This is a genomic window from Agrobacterium bohemicum (assembly GCF_001562555.1).
GTDB classification, from domain to species: domain Bacteria; phylum Pseudomonadota; class Alphaproteobacteria; order Rhizobiales; family Rhizobiaceae; genus Agrobacterium; species Agrobacterium bohemicum.
Window position 1 is genome coordinate 114292 of the sequence record NZ_KQ961031.1, and the last position, 17041, is coordinate 131332.

A 17041-nucleotide genomic window follows, 5' to 3' on the forward strand; every position below is an offset into this window, starting at 1 on the left:
CTGTCTCCGCCGATACTCCGGCTGGTCCCGGAGTGTGCTGCTTTAGCGTTCAACCATCGCGATCATAGAATTGAATTCGTGTTTGTCGAGATGCCACAATCATTGAGAGCAAAATAAAACCCGGACCTTTCGATCCGGGTTTGTCTGATCTGCCCTTGATATCTTCAGAGCTTGCCGTTGCGCTGCTGGATCATCATGAAGGTATCGAACGTATATTCTGCAAGCTGCATCCACAGATACCCCTCGCGCTTGAACGCCACTTGGTCTTCGTAAACCTTCTTGAAGTCCGGATTAACAGCTGAAATCTCGGCATAGACTTCCAACGCCGCCTTGTAGCAGGCATCGAGAATGTCCTGACTAAAGGGCCGCAGTGTCGCTCCCTCAGACACGATCTGCTTGATCGCCATCGGGTTCTTGGCATCGTACTTCGCCATCATATTGGTGTTGGCAAACGCGCAGGCATCCTTCAACACCGCCTGATATTGTTTCGGCAGGTTGTTCCACTTGTCCAGATTAACGAAGGAATGGATGACCGGACCACCCTCCCAGAAAGCCGGGTAATAGTAATATTTCGCCACCTTCTGAAAGCCCAGCTTGTGGTCGTCATAGGGACCAACCCACTCGGCCGCATCGATGGTGCCTTTTTCAAGCGCCGGGTAGATGTCGCCACCGGCGATCTGCTGCGGCACGACGCCAAGCTTTTCCACCACCTTGCCAGCAAGCCCGGCGATGCGCATCTTGACGCCCTTGAAGTCCTCGACCGTGTTGATCTCCTTGCGGAACCAGCCACCCATCTGCACGCCGGTATTGCCTGATATCATGCCGTAGAGATTGTGCTTGGCATAGAACTCGTTGAGCAACGTGTTGCCATTGCCCTCATAGAACCATGAGTTCGTAAGCCGCGCATTGAGACCGAACGGAATGGCCGTGCCGATGGCAAAGGTCGGATCCTTGCCGACGTAATAATAGGAGCAGGTGTGGCACATCTCGACTGTGCCGGACGATACCGCATCGGCCGCCTGAAGGCCGGGTACGATTTCACCGGCAGCAAAAACCTGAATGTTGAAATTGCCATCCGTCGCTGCCGAAACATGGCTGGCCACGTCCTGCGCCCCGCCGAAAATCGTATCCAGCGATTTCGGAAACGAAGAGGTCAGACGCCATGTGATCTTGGTATTCTGTTGCGCGATGGCAGGTGCTGCCAGAACGGTTGCGGCAGCGGCTCCAGCACCGGAAACGGCACCTTTTTTGATGAATGAACGACGATCCATAAATATCCTCCCAGATACGAATCTTGTGCCTCAGCCGAATTCCCCTCCGCTATCAGGCATATCGGGAGCAAAGCACGGGTCTTTGGCCCTGACAAGCATGTCATCCAAGAATAAGTCGCGCCTTATACTTTAGAATAAAGAGATGGGCGCAAATCACGAACGCAAAGCTTGACGAATCCCCCTGCGGGGCTTCACAAGAAATGACATCGACTTCGGAGCCATCATGTCCAGACCCATCATCGCCATTCCCGCCGACATCAGATTTCTCGATGGTGCGGAGTGGCACGCCGCGCAAACCCAATATCTGTCGTCGGCTCTCAATGTGGCCGACGTCATGTCCTTCATCATCCCCGCTTTCGAGCAGGGAAATGATATCGATGCCATTCTGGACCGCGTCGATGGCCTTCTCGTTTCCGGCTCCGCAACCAACGTTCATCCATCGCTCTATGGCGTCGAAGCCAAAGACAGCGATGGCCCGTTCGATCCCGGTCGCGATGCCACCAGCCTGCCGCTCATCCGCCGCGCGATAGAGCGCGGCATTCCGATGCTGGCCATCTGCCGTGGCATTCAGGAACTGAACGTGGCGCTGGGCGGCACGCTTGCCAGTGAAATTCAGGAACAACCCGGCAATTGGGACCACCGCAAGCCCGCAGACGTCGATCGCGACGCAGCCTTCGCCATCCGCCAGCCCGTCTTCATCCGAGAGGGCTCCTGCATTGCTCAACATCTGGGCTTGGCGGGTGAAGTGCAGATCAACTCCCTCCACCGCCAGGCCATTGCACAGACGGCTCCACTGCTTCAGGTAGAAGCAACGGCGGAAGACGGAACTATCGAGGCGGTATCGGTCATCGATGCCAAGGGCTTCGCCGTCGGCGTTCAGTGGCACCCGGAATACTGGGCGCAGACCGATGCGCCATCGCGGGCGCTGTTTGAGGCGTTTGGTAGGGCAGTGCGGGAGTATCGGGCTGGAAAGGTGTGATTGAGCTAGGAGCGTGCGGCTGGGTACCTCTCCCATAAGGGGAGAGATAATCCCGCGCCCCGTTGTCCCAAACTCACCCCTTAACAGGCGTCTCAGCCACCGGCGTCACCACTTTCCGCTCGCTCAACCATCCCAGCACATTGTCTGCCACCAGATCGGCCATGGCATTGCGCGTTGGCACCGAAGCCGATGCCACATGCGGCAGCAGGGTCACGTTCGGCAGCGACAAGAAGCCTTCCGGCACTTTCGGCTCTTCATAGAACACATCGAGACCCGCAGCACCAAGCGTTCCATCCTGAAGCGCCGTCAGCAGCGCATCTTCATCCACGCTGGAGCCACGCCCGACATTGATGAAAACGCCGTTGGAACCTAGCGCCGCAAGGATATCGGCATTGATGGCCTTATGCGTTGCTGGTGTTCCCGGCACGATGCAGATCAGGACATCGACGGCCTCCGCCATTTCTTTCAGCGAGCCGTAATAGGTGTAGGAAAGCTCCGACTTGCGGCTGCGCGTATGATAGCCGATCTCCACCTTGAACGGCTCCAGACGCTTGGCGATTTCCTGGCCGATGCGGCCCATGCCGAACAGGCCGACCTTGCGGCCGCGCAACGAAAAGGGCGAGAGCGCAAACGGCCCTTCGGACAACCATTTGCCGTCGCGAAGATGCTTTTCCGCCTCGTAGAGGCGCCTGACAGTGTTGATCAGCAGTGCAATCGTCGTGTCTGCCACCTCGTCGTTCAAAACGTCCGGCGTATTGGAGACGATGATGCCGCGAGAGGCCGCATGTTTCACGTCCACGCCATCATAGCCGACACCAAAATTGGCGATGACCTCGAGATTCGGCAGCGCATCCATCCACCTGGCATTAAAGCCACCGGACACGGCAACGGCAGTAATCCGCTGGGCATCATCGGCAGATAACGATGGCTCAGGTCCTGCCGGTGCCTTGATGACCTCCACCTTGCCTTCGAAGCGCTCGAGAACACGTGGGTGGATTTTTCCCGGAACGAGAACGACGGCTTTGCTATCTGACATGCTTGTGTATCCTCCTGCGATGCATGAGGCCAAGCTAGCCGATAGGCTTACAAAGCGGAACCCAAAAAGCTACTTGCGCGGAACGCACGGGCTGGTGGATTGGCGAATGCGCATTTCCGGCTTGATCAGGTGAATACCGTCAGGCTCATGGCTGCCCGCAAGCCTGTCCAGCAGCGCACGGGCCGCCAGTCGCCCGACTTCCGCCTGCCCGTTGGACACCGTCGTCAGCGCAGGCGTGGCAATGGCCGCCTCTTCCAGATCGTCATAACCGGTCACCGAAATATCCTTGCCGGGCACGAAACCAGCGCGGGAAATACCGTTCATAAGGCCGATGGCGACGAGGTCGTTCCAGCACACCGCAGCGGTCGGCTTTTGCGGCAGGGACAGAAAGTTCACCGCCGCCTCAAACCCGCCCTGCTTGGAGCGCGCACCGGGAATGCGCAAATTGGGGTCTACCTCGATCCCCGCCTTGCGCAGCGCATTGACGTAACCCTGATAGCGGTCACGGCCTGTCGAGGTCTGGTCGGTTCCCCCCACCATGGCAATGGTGCGGTGGCCAAGGCTGATCAAGTGGTTGGTGGCAAGCGAGATGCCATAGCTGTCATCGCCACGAAACGTCGGCATATCCACGCCGTCCATGGAACGGGCCACGAGAATGGCGGGCATGCCGTTTTCCTCGGCCAGCGTCATATCCTCCAGCGGTGTGCCGATGGCGGGCGACATGATGATGCCGTCACTGCCCAGTTGCAGCAGCGTCTCGATGAAGGTGCGCTGCTTCTCGACGGAATCATAGTGGTTGGACAGAATGAAGGTCTGGCGGCTGCGGTCCAGCTCACTTTCGATGGCTTTGAGAATTTCCCCGTAAAACGGGTTCATCACATCGTGGAAGACGACGCCGATAATGCCGGAGCGAGAGGTGCGCAGACTGGCTGCACGACGGTTGTAGATGTAGCCCAGAGCGCGGGCTTGGATCTTGATTTTTTCCCGCGTATCCCCTGCCACAAGCGGGCTGTCCCGCAGCGCAAGTGAAATCGTCGCGGTGGAAAGCCCAAGACTTTCAGCAATGGTCGATAATTTGATCTTTTGCGCCACAGTTGCCTCCCCCGGTCACGCAGGCCGCCTCCGCAACCTTTAAATTGTGACTAAACAATTTAAATAAACCGCGCAACAATTTTAAGGGATTCAAAGCGACCGATCAGAGAAATTCAAAATTTTAATCGATTGATTCAAAAGATTGCAAATTCGCATCGATGGCGCGCAGCAATTTGACCACGGTTTTTACCTCTTTGGCAGATAATCCATCCACGGCGCGAGCATTGCAATCCGCCAGTGACGTGTTGATGTGCTCGACGCTTTTCAGACCCGCCTCGGTCAGTTTCACCATGGTCAGTCGCCCGTCGCCGTCATCGGCGCTGCGTTCAACAAACCCCTGCGCCTCCATGCGACCGATGGTGCGCGTCATCGTCGGTGCCTTGACGCCAAGCTTCTGGGCAATCTGCCCCGGCGTCATGCTGCCTTCCTGCGCCAGCGCCAGGATCACGCCATCCTGACCCGCATAGAGACCGCTGGCCGAAAGGTTGTGGCTGAGTGCCGTGCGCATGGAGCGGGCGGCCTGCGTAATGGACTGGGCCAGCTCTTCCGCATTGAACGGCAAATCCTTCTTTTTGCCGGACTTGGCTTTCTTCTCGGACTTGTTCTTTTTAGCCAGCTTATCCTTGCTCATCAGCAAATGCCTTTCCTGAAGTCCCGGACGACGATATGTTCTTGGTAACACTTAACGAATGCAGGCGCAGATCGCCAGATGTCTGACACATATACGCATATTCACGACAATAACGTAACAGCCGCTTTACACGCGCGAAACGAGATCATTGCCGTGCTGCCTTTGGGGGCGCATGAGCAGCATGGACCGCATCTGCCGTTTGAGACGGATACGCTGATCGCACAAGGCATCGTGGACCGGTTGAAACAGGCGCTCGCCCCCAGCGCACCCATTCATTTTCTGCCCACAGAACCAGTCGGCTACTCCATCGAACATATGGATGTATCAGGCACGAAGACCCTTGCTTTCGATGAGGCCGTCAACCGTTGGCTTGAAATCGCCGAGGCCCAGCACATCAAAGGCATCCGAAAATTCGTGATGCTGAATGCCCATGGCGGCAATTCCCCGTTGATGATAGTCGTCGCCACGGAAGCCCGAGTGAGGTTCGGTATGCTGGCCGTCGCCACCAGCTGGACCCGCTTCGGCATGCCGCAAGGCGTGATGTCACCTGAAGAGAAAGCCATCGATATCCACGGTGGCGATATCGAAACCTCTGTCATGCTGGCGCTGCACCCGGAACTGGTACAGATGGAGAAGGCCGAAAACTTCGCGTCGAAACAGTCCCAATTCGCCCAAGACTTTAAACAGCTGCGCGCCTATGGCCCACACGCCTTCGGCTGGCGCATGTCGGATTTGAACACACAGGGCGTTGCGGGCAACGCCGCCAATGCGACCGCCGAAAAGGGCGAGACGATCATCGCCCATGCGGTAGCAGGCTTGCTGGAGCTTTTGGAAGACGTATCGGCCTTTGACATGAATTTGCTTGAAAGCTCGGTTCAAAAAACTTCGGCAAATTCTCTTTGAACTCACTTCGCCACACGCCTATATGAACGGCAACGCTTTCAAAGCCGCGTCGCGGCCCATTACCTTCAGAGGTTTCTCATGACCGAAGCAGCAACAACCATCAAGCCGATCCCCGTTACAGTGTTGACGGGCTATCTGGGCGCGGGCAAAACCACGCTTCTCAACCGCATCCTGTCGGAAAATCACGGCAAGAAATACGCCGTCATCGTCAATGAATTTGGCGAAATCGGCATCGATAACGATCTGATCGTGGAATCGGACGAAGAAATCTACGAAATGAACAATGGCTGCGTCTGCTGCACCGTGCGCGGAGACCTTATTCGCGTGGTGGAAGGCCTGATGCGCCGCCCCGGCCGTTTTGATGGCATCATCGTTGAGACCACCGGCCTTGCCGACCCCGTTCCCGTCGCCCAGACCTTCTTCATGGATGACGATGTGCGCGCCAAGACAGAACTTGATGCCGTCATCGCGCTGGTGGATGCCAAGCACCTGCCGCTGCGCCTGAAGGACAGCCGCGAAGCCGAAGACCAGATTGCCTTTGCCGATGTCATCGTCATCAACAAGACCGACCTCGTGACGCCGCAGGAACTGGCCGTCATCGAAGACGTCGTTCGCGCCATCAACCCGTCCGCCCGCGTCCACAAGACCAGCCGCTCCGGCGTCGATCTCGCCCATGTGCTCAACCAGGGCGCGTTCAACCTGGAACGTGCGCTGGAAAACGACCCGCATTTCCTCGAGCAGGAACATGACGACCACGTCTGTGGCCCCGATTGCGGACATGACCATAGCCATGATCACCATCATCATGACCATGACCATAGCCACGGGCATGATCATGGACACCACCACCACGCCCCCTCGCCTATCCACGACGTGACGGTCCAGTCCGTTTCACTGCGCGGTGGCGAAATGAATGCCGAGCGTTTCTTCCCATGGATTCAGAAGGTCACGCAGACCGACGGCCCGAAAATCCTGCGCCTCAAGGGCATTATCGCCTTCAAGGATGATGCCGAACGTTACGTCGTTCAGGGCGTTCATATGATCATCGAAGGCGATCACCAGCGCCCATGGAAAGACGGCGAAAAGCGCGAAAGCCGCCTCGTCTTCATCGGCCGCGATCTGGACCGCGAAAAGCTGGAAAATAGCTTTAAGGCGTGTATCGCTGCGGCTTGATAGACCGGTCGTCGTAATGCCGCGTACAATCATGCACGGCGACGCGGCCTTAAAATGAAGACCCACCACCACACTCTCCGTCATCCTCGGGCTTGACCCGAGGATTTACTGCCGCAAACTGTGGATGGTCGGGTCAAGCCCGACCATGACGACGGATAGGGAAACAAAATCCCGACGCGGCCATTGTTACCCATAACCCATACACGGAAAGACCCTTTACCCATGCCCACCGTTGCTCCTCTTGACCTTGAAGGCCACGTCGTCGCGACGCATTTTCTGGGCGATATCCCACTTTTTGCCACGGCAGCTGGCAACATCCATCGGCTGGATGGCGGCGAGAAGGTCATCGAGGCGCATCAGGGCCTGCTGACCTGTATCCGCGATCCGCATAGCGCCACACTTCTGACCGGCGGCGAAGACGGCAAGGTGCTGCGCGTCGGCCATGACGGCACGGTGACAGAGCTTGCCCATGTGCCGCGCAAATGGATCAGCGTTGTCGCAGGCGGCCCGCAGAATGCCATTGCCTATGGTGTCGGCAAGTCCAGCTTCGTTCGTCTGGGTGATGGCACTATTAAGGAATTCAAGGAAGAACGCACGGTCGAGGCCATCGCCTTTGCGCCAAAGGGTCTGCGCATCGCCGCGGCCCGCTACAATGGCGTGACGCTGCATTGGGTAGCAACCGCTGGCGACCCCATCGATCTGGACTGGAAGGGCGCCCACACCGGCGTCACTTTCTCCGCAGATGGCAAGTTCCTCGTCACCACCATGCAGGAAAACGCCCTGCATGGCTGGAAGCTGGACGCGGCCAAGGGTGGCACGGATGCGCGCCACATGCGCATGACCGGATATCCCGCCAAGGTCAAATCGATATCATGGTCCGTCAAATGCAAATGGCTGGCCTCTTCAGGCGCACCGGCTGCCATCGTCTGGCCCTTCGCCGGCAAAGATGGCCCGATGGGCAAGGCACCGCTGGAACTCGGCACCCGCTCCGATATCATGGTCACCAACGTCGCGTTCCACCCGCTGGAAGAAGTGCTGGCCATCGGCTTTGCCGACGGCATGATCCTCGGCGTTCGCTTGGCCGACCAGAAGGAAGCCCTGCTGCGCCGCCCCGGAAAAGGCGCCATCACCTCCATGTCCTGGAGCAACACCGGCAAACTTCTGGCCTTCGCCTCCGAAGCCGGTGATTGCGGGATCGTCGATATCACGGCGTAAAGCCACGTGGCAATTTCGTTCGCCATAGTTACGATCTGAAGTTACAGTTATCTCCGGTTGCAGTACCGGAGAACACCAATGAACAGACCGAGATTATGCGTGGAGCTCTTTGTAGCCGATATCGCCACGTCGAAGGGCTTTTATACAAACGTGCTTGAGTTCGTCGCGGGACCACAGGGTCATGGAGGGTATACGCCCCTGTCCCTGGGCGACATTCATCTCTCTCTGAACAACAATAATTCTCTGCCAGAAGACCACCCGACAAAAGTGTTGGCGGGTGAAAGAGCAGGTCGTGGCGTGGAAATCGTCATTGAGGTTGAAGATCTTCAATCCGCCTATGACAGGGCAAGAGCCAGCGGGTGGCCGATCTCAGGTAATCTCACCACACATCCCTGGGGCGTAACCGATTTCCGCATCGTTGATCCCGACGGCTATTATTTGCGGCTGTCGAAGACACGATAAAGGGGGCGCCATGCCCCCTCCATCATGCCTGTTATCGTAGAAAATCCCTAGTGGCGGCGCTTCTTCTTGGAATAACCGCGGTCGTGATCATTGCCGCTCCCGATGGCATCGACCGATGTCTTGTTGCCGTTGAGAATGCCGCTCAAAAGGCCGGTCTTGTTGCCGTTCAGAATACCGTTGCCGGACAGGATGTTGCCGATGCCGAGGTTGATACCGGGCGAGACATTGACAAGACCACCCTTGTTGCTGTTGCCCGAAAGAAGGCCACCCAGCAGTCCACCGGCATGGGCAGGAGCCATGGAAGCAATGGTAAGAGCGATCGTAGCACATGCGATTTTCGTAAGCATTTCTCTCTCCTCTGATCTTTGAAACAACGCCGTCCGGCGTGACCAGACAGTACAATTAGTACGATCTAATGCAAGCATATGCTAATGTTATAATAAACCGTTAATATTAACATTTTTAATTTGAATAAAATTCACATCAAAATCGCCTACATCTCGAATCCCGCCGACAATACTTCGACCGCAGGCCCCGCCTGACATCTGCAAAATATTATTAACCCTCTATCTATAAGATATACCTCAATTAGATATTGAGGATAATCATGATGCGTTGCGTCATCGTTGCGTTGCTCGTCTGCGGTGCTTGCGCGCACAATGCCAGCGCCGAGCCACGCCTCATCTACGACGTGGAAACGACATACGACACGAATTATTTCAGCGATATCAACAAGATCGCCGTTCTCAGCCTGCGGACGAGCATCGGCGTCGAAGGCGAGATCGAGCGAGAGGGAACCAAATTCGGATATTCCTTCAACCATCAGGAGGTCAGCGTCCCGCGCTATGGCTTTGCCAAAGAACACAATAGCTGGGTCAATTTCACGCTATCGCGCACAATCTCCGACAAACTGGAATGGAGCGCTCAGATCCGCGGCACGCGCAGCGATGCGGGCGACATTTTTCTCAAGCTGCCGGATGAGGTGATCGGCTTTCGCCGTCTTGATCATAAGCTCGATGTCTCGACCGCAGCCACGCTCGAGGCCTTCGGCGGCAAGAATACGCTGACAGTCAGTTACACCGGCCTGATGAAGGGCACATCGCATTTTCGCCCCAGCTATTTCCTGCCCGCAAGGCTGGAGGCCAATGAAGCCTTGCTCGGTTTGAAGGCCAATCACATCCGCGCATTGGCAGGCGGTGAAGTTGGCGTAACGGTCGCCTACAACGCCAGCCTTATCCCCGATAACCAGCAGCAAATCTATGAGCGCTTCCCCGCCACCAACCTGCGCGGCTCGCTCGCCTACGGCCGCAAATTCGGTACCAACCTCGCGGTTTTGATGGAAGCAGGTCTGACGACGATCTCGGGAGACGAGGTCAGCAATCAGGTCAAACGTGCCAGACCTTATCTGCGCGCCGAAGCGGAATGGGCCGTGAACGACCGGTTATCCTTTGGCGCAGCCTTCTCGCAGGATTACGCACTCTACGATCTGGACGATCCCCTGGGCGAATTTCAACGTCGCTGGAAGGCCGTGATGAAAACCAAACTCACCAAGTCCCTGGGTTTCGACCTTGCCGTTGAAAGAACCCACAAGGACTGGGTTTATTACGATTACGACAGCAGCGAAAGGCGACTTGTCGCAACGCTAGCGCTCGACACCGGCAAGGACCGCAAGCTGGAACTGGAATTTTCCCGCCTGCTGCACGACGAGGATGACGAAACCGCCGCCTATCGCGGCAGTGCCATTTCCTCCCGCTTCAGTGGTCGTTTCTAACCACACCTCACACATCATCCAGCGTCGAAGGCGTCAGTAACAACAGGCGTCAATAAAGACGTTTGAGCCGGAATGGCAATGACACGCTAACGTGTTCATCCATCTGGAAAGAAACCGGCGACAAAATGTTAGAAAATTCGACAATTATAATAATAATCGATGAAAAATTCTATTAATGGAAAATCAACATATTCAAGTAAAAGATGAGAAAATACAGGTGCAGAAGAACAAAATTAACAACTTTATCGATTATAAATAAGAATACTTTGTTCGGATGTTCACTCAGCCGCCTCTTGCGTCCGGTTTTCCACGGCATGCGATACCAGCCGGTCTCCGGCACATAAGTTTACGACCCTTTCCCTCGTCTCCGTTCCGGACTTTCGCAATGAAGCTGTCGATCTCTGCACTCGTCACCGCAACCGGCGTCGCCTTGGCAACCGGCGTCATCCTCACCCTTCTGACGGGGGCTTACGCGCTCGATACGCTCAAGGTGAATGGCCCGATCTATCAGGAAATCATCGACAGCAAGGATCTGATCGCAGACATCCTGCCGCCGCCGCTCTATCTCATAGAGACCTACGCCCTGACCAACGAGGCGGCCCTTCACCCGGACCGAATGGCGAAAAACATCGAACGGATCGAGGTGCTGAAAGGTCAGTATCAGGAAAGGCGCGAATATTGGAAGACGACGACGCTTCCCGACACCCTGAAGCAGAAGTTGCAGAATGACGTGCTGATCAAGGGCGATGCGTTCTGGACCGTGTTGGAAACCGACACACTGCCCACGCTTGCCGCGGCAGATGCGGCAGATGCGGCAAAGATTACCACATCGCTGGATGTCCTCAGTGCAAAATTCCACGACCATGAAGATGCCGTCAATCAGCTGGTCGACATGGGCACGGTGTATGGCAAAGCCAAGGAAAACGAGGCGGCTTTGCAAACCACCTTCCTGCAGAACACCAATTACACGCTGGGTGGCCTGCTGATCATGCTCAGCATCTCGACAACCATCTTCCTGCGCCGCCGGGCCATCGCGCCCATCAAGCAGATCACCGAGACGATGACCCATATGGCCAAGGGCCATCTGGAAGAAGCGCCGCCACACCTCAAGCGTCACGATGAAATCGGTGCCATGGCGCGCGCGTTGGCAATCTTTCGGGATGCGGGCCTGGCAAAACGCCAGCTTGAAGGCGAGGCCGAGCAATCGCGGTTGGCCACCAATGAAGAGCGCGAAAACCGCGAAAAAGAACGCGTCGCGGAAGCAAACGCCCTGCGTTTTGCCATCGAACAGCTGGGAGGCGGCCTCAACAATCTCTCCAATTGCGACCTGAGTTCAACGCTCGATCGCAGCTTCGATGCCAAGTTCGAAACCCTGCGCGGGGATTTCAATGCCTCGGTCCTCACCCTTCAGTCCACGCTTGGAAAAATCCTCGGCGAGACGGATCACCTGCGCAAGCAGGGCCATGAGATGAACAGCGCGGCCAACGATCTCTCCCGTCGCACCGAACAGCAGGCCGCAGCGCTGGAAGAGACAGCAGCCGCGCTCGAGCAGGTCGCCTCAACCGTCAAGACATCGACTGTCCGCGTCAACGAAACCCGCGATCTGGTCAAGGAAGCACGCCGTTCCGCCACCCAGTCTTCCGGCGTCGTCAATGAAGCGATCTGCGCCATGCAGCGTATCGAAAGCGCATCCGGTGAGATCAAGTCCATCATCAGCGTCATTGATGAAATCGCCTTCCAGACCAACCTCTTGGCGCTGAACGCCGGTGTGGAGGCAGCCCGTGCGGGTGAAGCAGGCAAGGGCTTTGCCGTCGTCGCGCAGGAAGTGCGCGAACTGGCGCAGCGCTCGGCAAAGGCGTCGAAGGAAATTCGAGATCTCATCGGCAAATCCGGAGAGCAGGTCACGAACGGCGTGACGCTGGTTCAATCCACCGGAAGCGCCCTTACCCAGATCGAAGACTTCGTCACCCGCATTGACAGCAACATCGACAGCATCGCCACCGCCGCGCGTGAGCAGTCCGTCGGCCTTCAGGAGATCAGCACCAGCGTCAATACGCTGGACCAGATGACCCAGCAGAACGCCGCCATGGTGGAAGAAACCAACGCCGTCAGCCAAACGATCGCCGAAGCCACCACCGCGCTTTCGGCCATGGTGGGTGCGTTCAAGCTCAATCGCGCCGAAGCTCTGCGGCGCGTTGCCTAGCTGCAATTTTGATGAGTCGTGATGGAGTGTGGGGTGTACCCCCACGCTTCGTTACCTAACGTCTACCAACCGACCGCCTGAAATCCAGGCAACCAGGCTCTCAAGAAAACTTGCGGCCACTCGCGACCAGCATACCGGCGGCACCATCAAGCCAGCCCTTTTTCAGCTCCAGCGCAAGAAAGCGCGAACGCTCGAACGGGCCGGGCATGACAAGGTGCTGGGTATGGCTGGCAAAGAAGCCGAAGCGCTCGTAATAAGGCGCATCACCGACCAGCAGGACAGCGCCGTGATCGCGCTTTCCAGCCTCGGCAATGGCGGCACGCATCAAGGCTGAGCCGATGCCCTTGCCTTCATGGGCGCAATCCACCGCAAGCGGTCCCAACAGGAGGGCAGATATGGGGCCGCCTTCACGGGTTACGCCAGCCTGAACATTCCACAGGCGAACGGTACCGATGACGTGGCCGTCCTGATCACGCGCCACAAGCGCCAGACCTTCGGCAGGCACGCGACCTGCGCGCAGCTTTTCGGAAGACTTGCGACGACGGCCTGCGCCCATGACACGGTCGAGCAGATTTTCACGGGCGACGACATCACCCGGATTTTCAGCGTCGATATGAAATGTCTGCGGTGTGAAAAATGCACGTACAGAATTGAGAACAGCGGCCATCCCGGCCTCCCGTCACCAAGCCGCCCACGAAAGCGGCACCCTAAAATGAAAGCATGTCGCGCAAAAGTGTTGAACGGTTTTGCGAGAACGACATGCGATAATAATGTGAAACCGTTCCGGCCCGCCAGACGACGCCTTATCCTCGGCTTGACAGAGGTGCGGCAAGCAGGGTTTGCGCTTGAGCGCGAATGAGCAAGCCGGAACGGTAGGATCCTAAAGACTGACGTCTGCCCCCAGACAGACGTCAGACATTCAGATCACATAGGACTTCAGCGGCTCGAAACCGTTGAATGCGACCGCCGAATAGGTGGTCGTGTAGGCGCCCGTACCTTCGATAAGAACTTCGTCGCCAATGGTCAGAGAGACCGGCAGCGGGTACATGTTCTTCTCGTACAGCACGTCGGCGCTATCGCAGGTCGGGCCAGCCAGAACGCAAAGCTCCATCGCATCTTCGTCGCGCTCGGTGCGGATCGGGTAGCGAATGGCTTCGTCCATGGTTTCGGCCAGACCGCCGAACTTGCCGATATCGAGGAACACCCAGCGGTGGTTGTCGTTGTCGGACTTGCGCGAAACAAGCACGACTTCCGCCTTGATGACACCGGCATTGCCGACCATGCCGCGACCCGGCTCGATGATGGTCTTCGGAATCTGATTGCCGAAGTGCTTGCGCAGCGCCGTGTCGATGGCATGACCATATTCTTCGGCAGCAGGAACGTCACGCAGATACTTCGTCGGGAAGCCACCGCCCATGTTGACCATCTGCAGGTGGATGCCTTGCTTGGCGAGCGATGCGAAAACGCGCTTTGCATCGCCAAGAGCCGCGTCCCATGCGTCGAGGTTCATCATCTGCGAACCGACGTGGAAGGAAACGCCGTAGGATTCCAGACCCATCTGATGGGCATAGACCAGAACATCGACAGCCATCTGCGGTACGCAGCCGAACTTGCGCGACAGCGGCCATTCGGCGCCTTCACCATCGGTCAGAACGCGGCAGAATACACGGGCGCCGGGGGCGGCGCGGGCAACCTTTTCCACTTCTTCATGGCTATCCACGGCGAAGAGATCGATGCCCAGCGCAAATGCGCGTGCAACATCGCGTTCCTTCTTGATGGTGTTGCCGAAGGAGATACGGTCGGAGGTCGCACCGGCATCAAGCGCCATCTGGATTTCAGCCACGGAGGCGCAATCGAAGTTGGAGCCCATGCCGGCCAGCAGCGTGAGAATTTCAGGAGCAGGATTGGCCTTGACGGCATAATAGATCGCACTGTTTGGCAGAGCGTGCCGGAACGCATGGAAATTATCGCGCACAACATCAAGGTCGACCACCAGGCAAGGGCCTTCTGGGCGGCGGGTCTTGATGAAGTCAATGATGCGTGCAGTCGTCATCGTTGTATTCCCTAAAATGTTCCGACCCCGGTAAATTCCGGAGGACAAAGGGCGCTCAAGATATGCAGAACGATCCGCCGGTGGAGACGCGGAATCAATCGCATACGCTCAAGGCGCAAATGTGAACAACGCCCTGCCAGGAGCATTATTCGGCTTTGTCTGCCATGGGATTGGAGGGAATCATACCCAACCGCACTTACGGCAATGATGGTGTGCCTCTTTAGTACCCCGGCTGATGGAAAGCCGGCAGAGAACCAGAAAGGCCCGCACCGTCGTTGCTTCGTATGTCCTCGCATTTCCCGGTTGGCCGGAATAGCGACTGGAGGGGTTAATTCCAGGTACCTTACCAAACTCCTCACCACATCGAGGGTCCGGCGGACACACATGGGCACGTGCGACTTTGGGCAACCGGGAGATAAGAATATTCGCTGTAACAATCAAGGGAATTTTTCATCATAATGCGGATTTTTTCGGCACCGGATTTTTATTCTTGAACGACAGGGCGCGCGCGTTCAAGAATGTGGAACAAACAGGAGCCATTAATGGACACTCTCACCCGCATCAGGGCCTTTATCGACGTGGTCGAAGCGGAAGGGTTTTCCGCCGCCGCCCGCAAGACCGGGCGCTCCAAGGCGCTTCTGTCCAAATATGTCCGTGAATTGGAAGACGATCTCGGCGCATTGCTTCTCAACCGCACCACCCGCCAGTTTTCCATGACGGAAGCAGGCCATACCTATTACCGCACCGCCGCCGATATCTTGAAGGAAATCGATAATCTCGCCGATCTCGTGCGCGAGAAGAACGCCGATCTGAAAGGCAAGCTGCGCATCTCCGTACCGCGCACTTTCATCGACGCGGAAATCGGCCAGAGCCTGATCGATTTCGCCAAGGAGAACCCGGAACTGGTTCTGGAAATCGTGGCGGAAGACCGGTTCGTGGACCTGATCGAGGAAAGTTTCGACCTGGCTGTGCGAATCACCAAGCTGGAAGATTCCGGCATGATCGCCAAGAAACTGGCAGACTTTCGCGTTTATGCGGTCGCGACCCCTGAATTCGTCGACCGTTACGGCCCGCTGAATTCGCCGCAGGATTTGGCCAAGGTTCCCTGCATCGTGGATACGAACTCCCGCTTCCACAACCACATCCGCTATTTCGAACCCGGCGGCGGCACCAATTCCGTGGCGATTACAGGTCCTATCGAGGTCAACAGCCCGCAGGCTACGCTCCGCGCCGCCCGCACCGGCCTCGGCGTCGCCATCGTGCCGGATTTTATCGCCAAACCGCACATTCTCTCTGGTGAACTCGTGACCCTGTTCGATGACTATATATCCCGCGATCGCGGCATCTACGCCGTCTATCCGCACCGGCGTTATCTGCCCGCCAAGGTGCGTAGCTTCGTGGACTATCTGGCGAACTGGTTCAAGAATTACAGCTGAGTTCGAAGTTCATCTTCAGGCAAGCCGAAATTCGGTCCCATTTGCCGGTAGAATCAAAACCATATTGAAGCGTCGAGACAGACAGGCATCCATGAAAAACGTGATCGTACCGCTGGCTGCATGCCTGTCCGCCTGTCTTGCGCCGTTCAGCGCCATGGCGCACCCGCATATTTTTGCCGAAGCGCGGATGGAAATCATCGAGGGCGCGGATGGAAATATTTCGGAAGTGCGCAACATCTGGCGCTTCGATGAAATGTTTTCCGCAAGCGTCGTCCTGGACTATGACAAGAACAGCGATGCCAAGCTGGACAAGGAAGAACTGGCCGAAATCGGCAAGACAGTCCATGAATCACTCGCCGAGTTTTCCTACTACACCTTCGTCACCGAAAACGGGAAACCGGTCGATCTGGGCAAGCCCGATGCTATCCATGTCGATTATAAGGACAATCAGGTGCTGATGTTCTTTTCCATGAAGCCGCAAAAGCCGCTCCCTGTAAAAGGAACATTGACCTTCGGCGCATGGGACCCGACGCTCTACACGGCAATAGACTTCGCCAAGGACACCGACATCGTCGTCAAGGGTACGCATCTGGCGGTCTGCAAACACAAGGTCGTGCGTCCCGACCCGGATGAGATCATCTCCCAGAACCAGAACAATCTGACAGACGCCTTTTTCAACGACCCGACCGGCACCGACATGACCAAGCTGTTTGCCACGCGACTGGAGCTGAAATGCTGAGGGAAACGAGTTCATCGCGGGCGGAAATGTCTGAGCTTGCCGCTTACCCCCCTCTGCCCTGCCGGGCATCTCCCCCT

16 protein-coding genes are annotated in these 17041 nt (G+C 56.9%); 9 read left to right on the plus strand and 7 right to left on the minus strand.

Going from position 1 to position 17041, the window contains the following annotated elements; genetic code table 11:
• Window positions 1–164: 164 nt before the first annotated feature.
• Window positions 165–1271, minus strand: coding sequence for a TRAP transporter substrate-binding protein (locus ATO67_RS15275; protein ID WP_067650993.1), 1107 nt, complete (start codon window positions 1269–1271; stop codon window positions 165–167).
• A 223-nt stretch (window positions 1272–1494) separates the two neighbouring features.
• On the opposite strand from ATO67_RS15275, the gene ATO67_RS15280 reads away from it, so the two are divergent.
• Window positions 1495–2250 (plus strand): gamma-glutamyl-gamma-aminobutyrate hydrolase family protein, encoded by a 756-nt coding sequence (locus ATO67_RS15280; RefSeq protein WP_067650995.1) that lies wholly within the window; start codon window positions 1495–1497, stop codon window positions 2248–2250.
• Between the two features lie 73 nt (window positions 2251–2323).
• Here ATO67_RS15280 and ATO67_RS15285 read toward each other — a convergent pair whose 3' ends face one another.
• The 3 genes from ATO67_RS15285 to ATO67_RS15295 all read right to left on the minus strand — a co-directional run bounded on the left by ATO67_RS15285 (window position 2324) and on the right by ATO67_RS15295 (window position 5009).
• Entirely contained in the window at window positions 2324–3286 is a 963-nt protein-coding gene (locus tag ATO67_RS15285) for a 2-hydroxyacid dehydrogenase (protein WP_067650999.1), read from the minus strand.
• 69 nt (window positions 3287–3355) lie between these two features.
• Window positions 3356–4378, minus strand: a complete 1023-nt coding sequence (locus ATO67_RS15290; protein WP_067651002.1) for a LacI family DNA-binding transcriptional regulator — start codon at window positions 4376–4378, stop codon at window positions 3356–3358.
• A 121-nt stretch (window positions 4379–4499) separates the two neighbouring features.
• Window positions 4500–5009, minus strand: a complete 510-nt coding sequence (locus ATO67_RS15295) for a MarR family winged helix-turn-helix transcriptional regulator (RefSeq protein ID WP_067651005.1) — start codon at window positions 5007–5009, stop codon at window positions 4500–4502.
• A gap of 78 nt (window positions 5010–5087) precedes the next feature.
• Between ATO67_RS15295 and ATO67_RS15300 the strand changes: the two genes are divergently transcribed.
• The 4 genes from ATO67_RS15300 to ATO67_RS15315 all read left to right on the plus strand — a co-directional run bounded on the left by ATO67_RS15300 (window position 5088) and on the right by ATO67_RS15315 (window position 8762).
• Window positions 5088–5912 carry a creatininase family protein gene (locus ATO67_RS15300; protein ID WP_067651009.1) on the plus strand — a complete coding sequence of 275 codons (825 nt, stop codon included), beginning with the start codon at window positions 5088–5090 and terminating at the stop codon, window positions 5910–5912.
• Window positions 5913–5990: 78 nt separating this feature from the next.
• Window positions 5991–7085, plus strand: coding sequence for a CobW family GTP-binding protein (locus ATO67_RS15305; protein WP_067651012.1), 1095 nt, complete (start codon window positions 5991–5993; stop codon window positions 7083–7085).
• A 222-nt stretch (window positions 7086–7307) separates the two neighbouring features.
• The gene (locus ATO67_RS15310; protein WP_067651015.1) at window positions 7308–8300 is read left to right on the plus strand and encodes a WD40 repeat domain-containing protein; all 993 of its coding nucleotides are present in this window, start codon (window positions 7308–7310) and stop codon (window positions 8298–8300) included.
• A 78-nt stretch (window positions 8301–8378) separates the two neighbouring features.
• Window positions 8379–8762, plus strand: a complete 384-nt coding sequence (locus ATO67_RS15315) for a VOC family protein (RefSeq protein ID WP_082760293.1) — start codon at window positions 8379–8381, stop codon at window positions 8760–8762.
• A 47-nt stretch (window positions 8763–8809) separates the two neighbouring features.
• Here ATO67_RS15315 and ATO67_RS15320 read toward each other — a convergent pair whose 3' ends face one another.
• Window positions 8810–9109, minus strand: coding sequence for a hypothetical protein (locus tag ATO67_RS15320; protein ID WP_067651021.1), 300 nt, complete (start codon window positions 9107–9109; stop codon window positions 8810–8812).
• Between the two features lie 260 nt (window positions 9110–9369).
• Between ATO67_RS15320 and ATO67_RS15325 the strand changes: the two genes are divergently transcribed.
• Together ATO67_RS15325 and ATO67_RS15330 are read left to right on the plus strand one after the other, a co-directional pair.
• Entirely contained in the window at window positions 9370–10533 is a 1164-nt protein-coding gene (locus ATO67_RS15325) for a hypothetical protein (protein ID WP_067651024.1), read from the plus strand.
• A gap of 385 nt (window positions 10534–10918) precedes the next feature.
• Entirely contained in the window at window positions 10919–12736 is a 1818-nt protein-coding gene (locus ATO67_RS15330) for a methyl-accepting chemotaxis protein (protein WP_067651027.1), read from the plus strand.
• 100 nt (window positions 12737–12836) lie between these two features.
• Here the strand turns inward: ATO67_RS15330 and ATO67_RS15335 are convergent, their stop codons facing one another.
• Both ATO67_RS15335 and odc2 read right to left on the minus strand, forming a co-directional pair.
• A complete protein-coding gene (locus tag ATO67_RS15335; RefSeq protein ID WP_067651030.1) occupies window positions 12837–13403 on the minus strand; it encodes a GNAT family N-acetyltransferase in 567 nt (188 codons plus the stop codon).
• Window positions 13404–13655: 252 nt separating this feature from the next.
• A complete protein-coding gene (odc2, locus tag ATO67_RS15340; protein ID WP_067651033.1) occupies window positions 13656–14789 on the minus strand; it encodes an ornithine/lysine decarboxylase in 1134 nt (377 codons plus the stop codon).
• A 542-nt stretch (window positions 14790–15331) separates the two neighbouring features.
• On the opposite strand from odc2, the gene ATO67_RS15345 reads away from it, so the two are divergent.
• A complete protein-coding gene (locus ATO67_RS15345; RefSeq protein WP_067651036.1) occupies window positions 15332–16225 on the plus strand; it encodes a LysR family transcriptional regulator in 894 nt (297 codons plus the stop codon).
• A gap of 91 nt (window positions 16226–16316) precedes the next feature.
• Entirely contained in the window at window positions 16317–16964 is a 648-nt protein-coding gene (locus ATO67_RS15350) for a DUF1007 family protein (RefSeq protein ID WP_067651039.1), read from the plus strand.
• Window positions 16965–17041 lie beyond the last annotated feature (77 nt).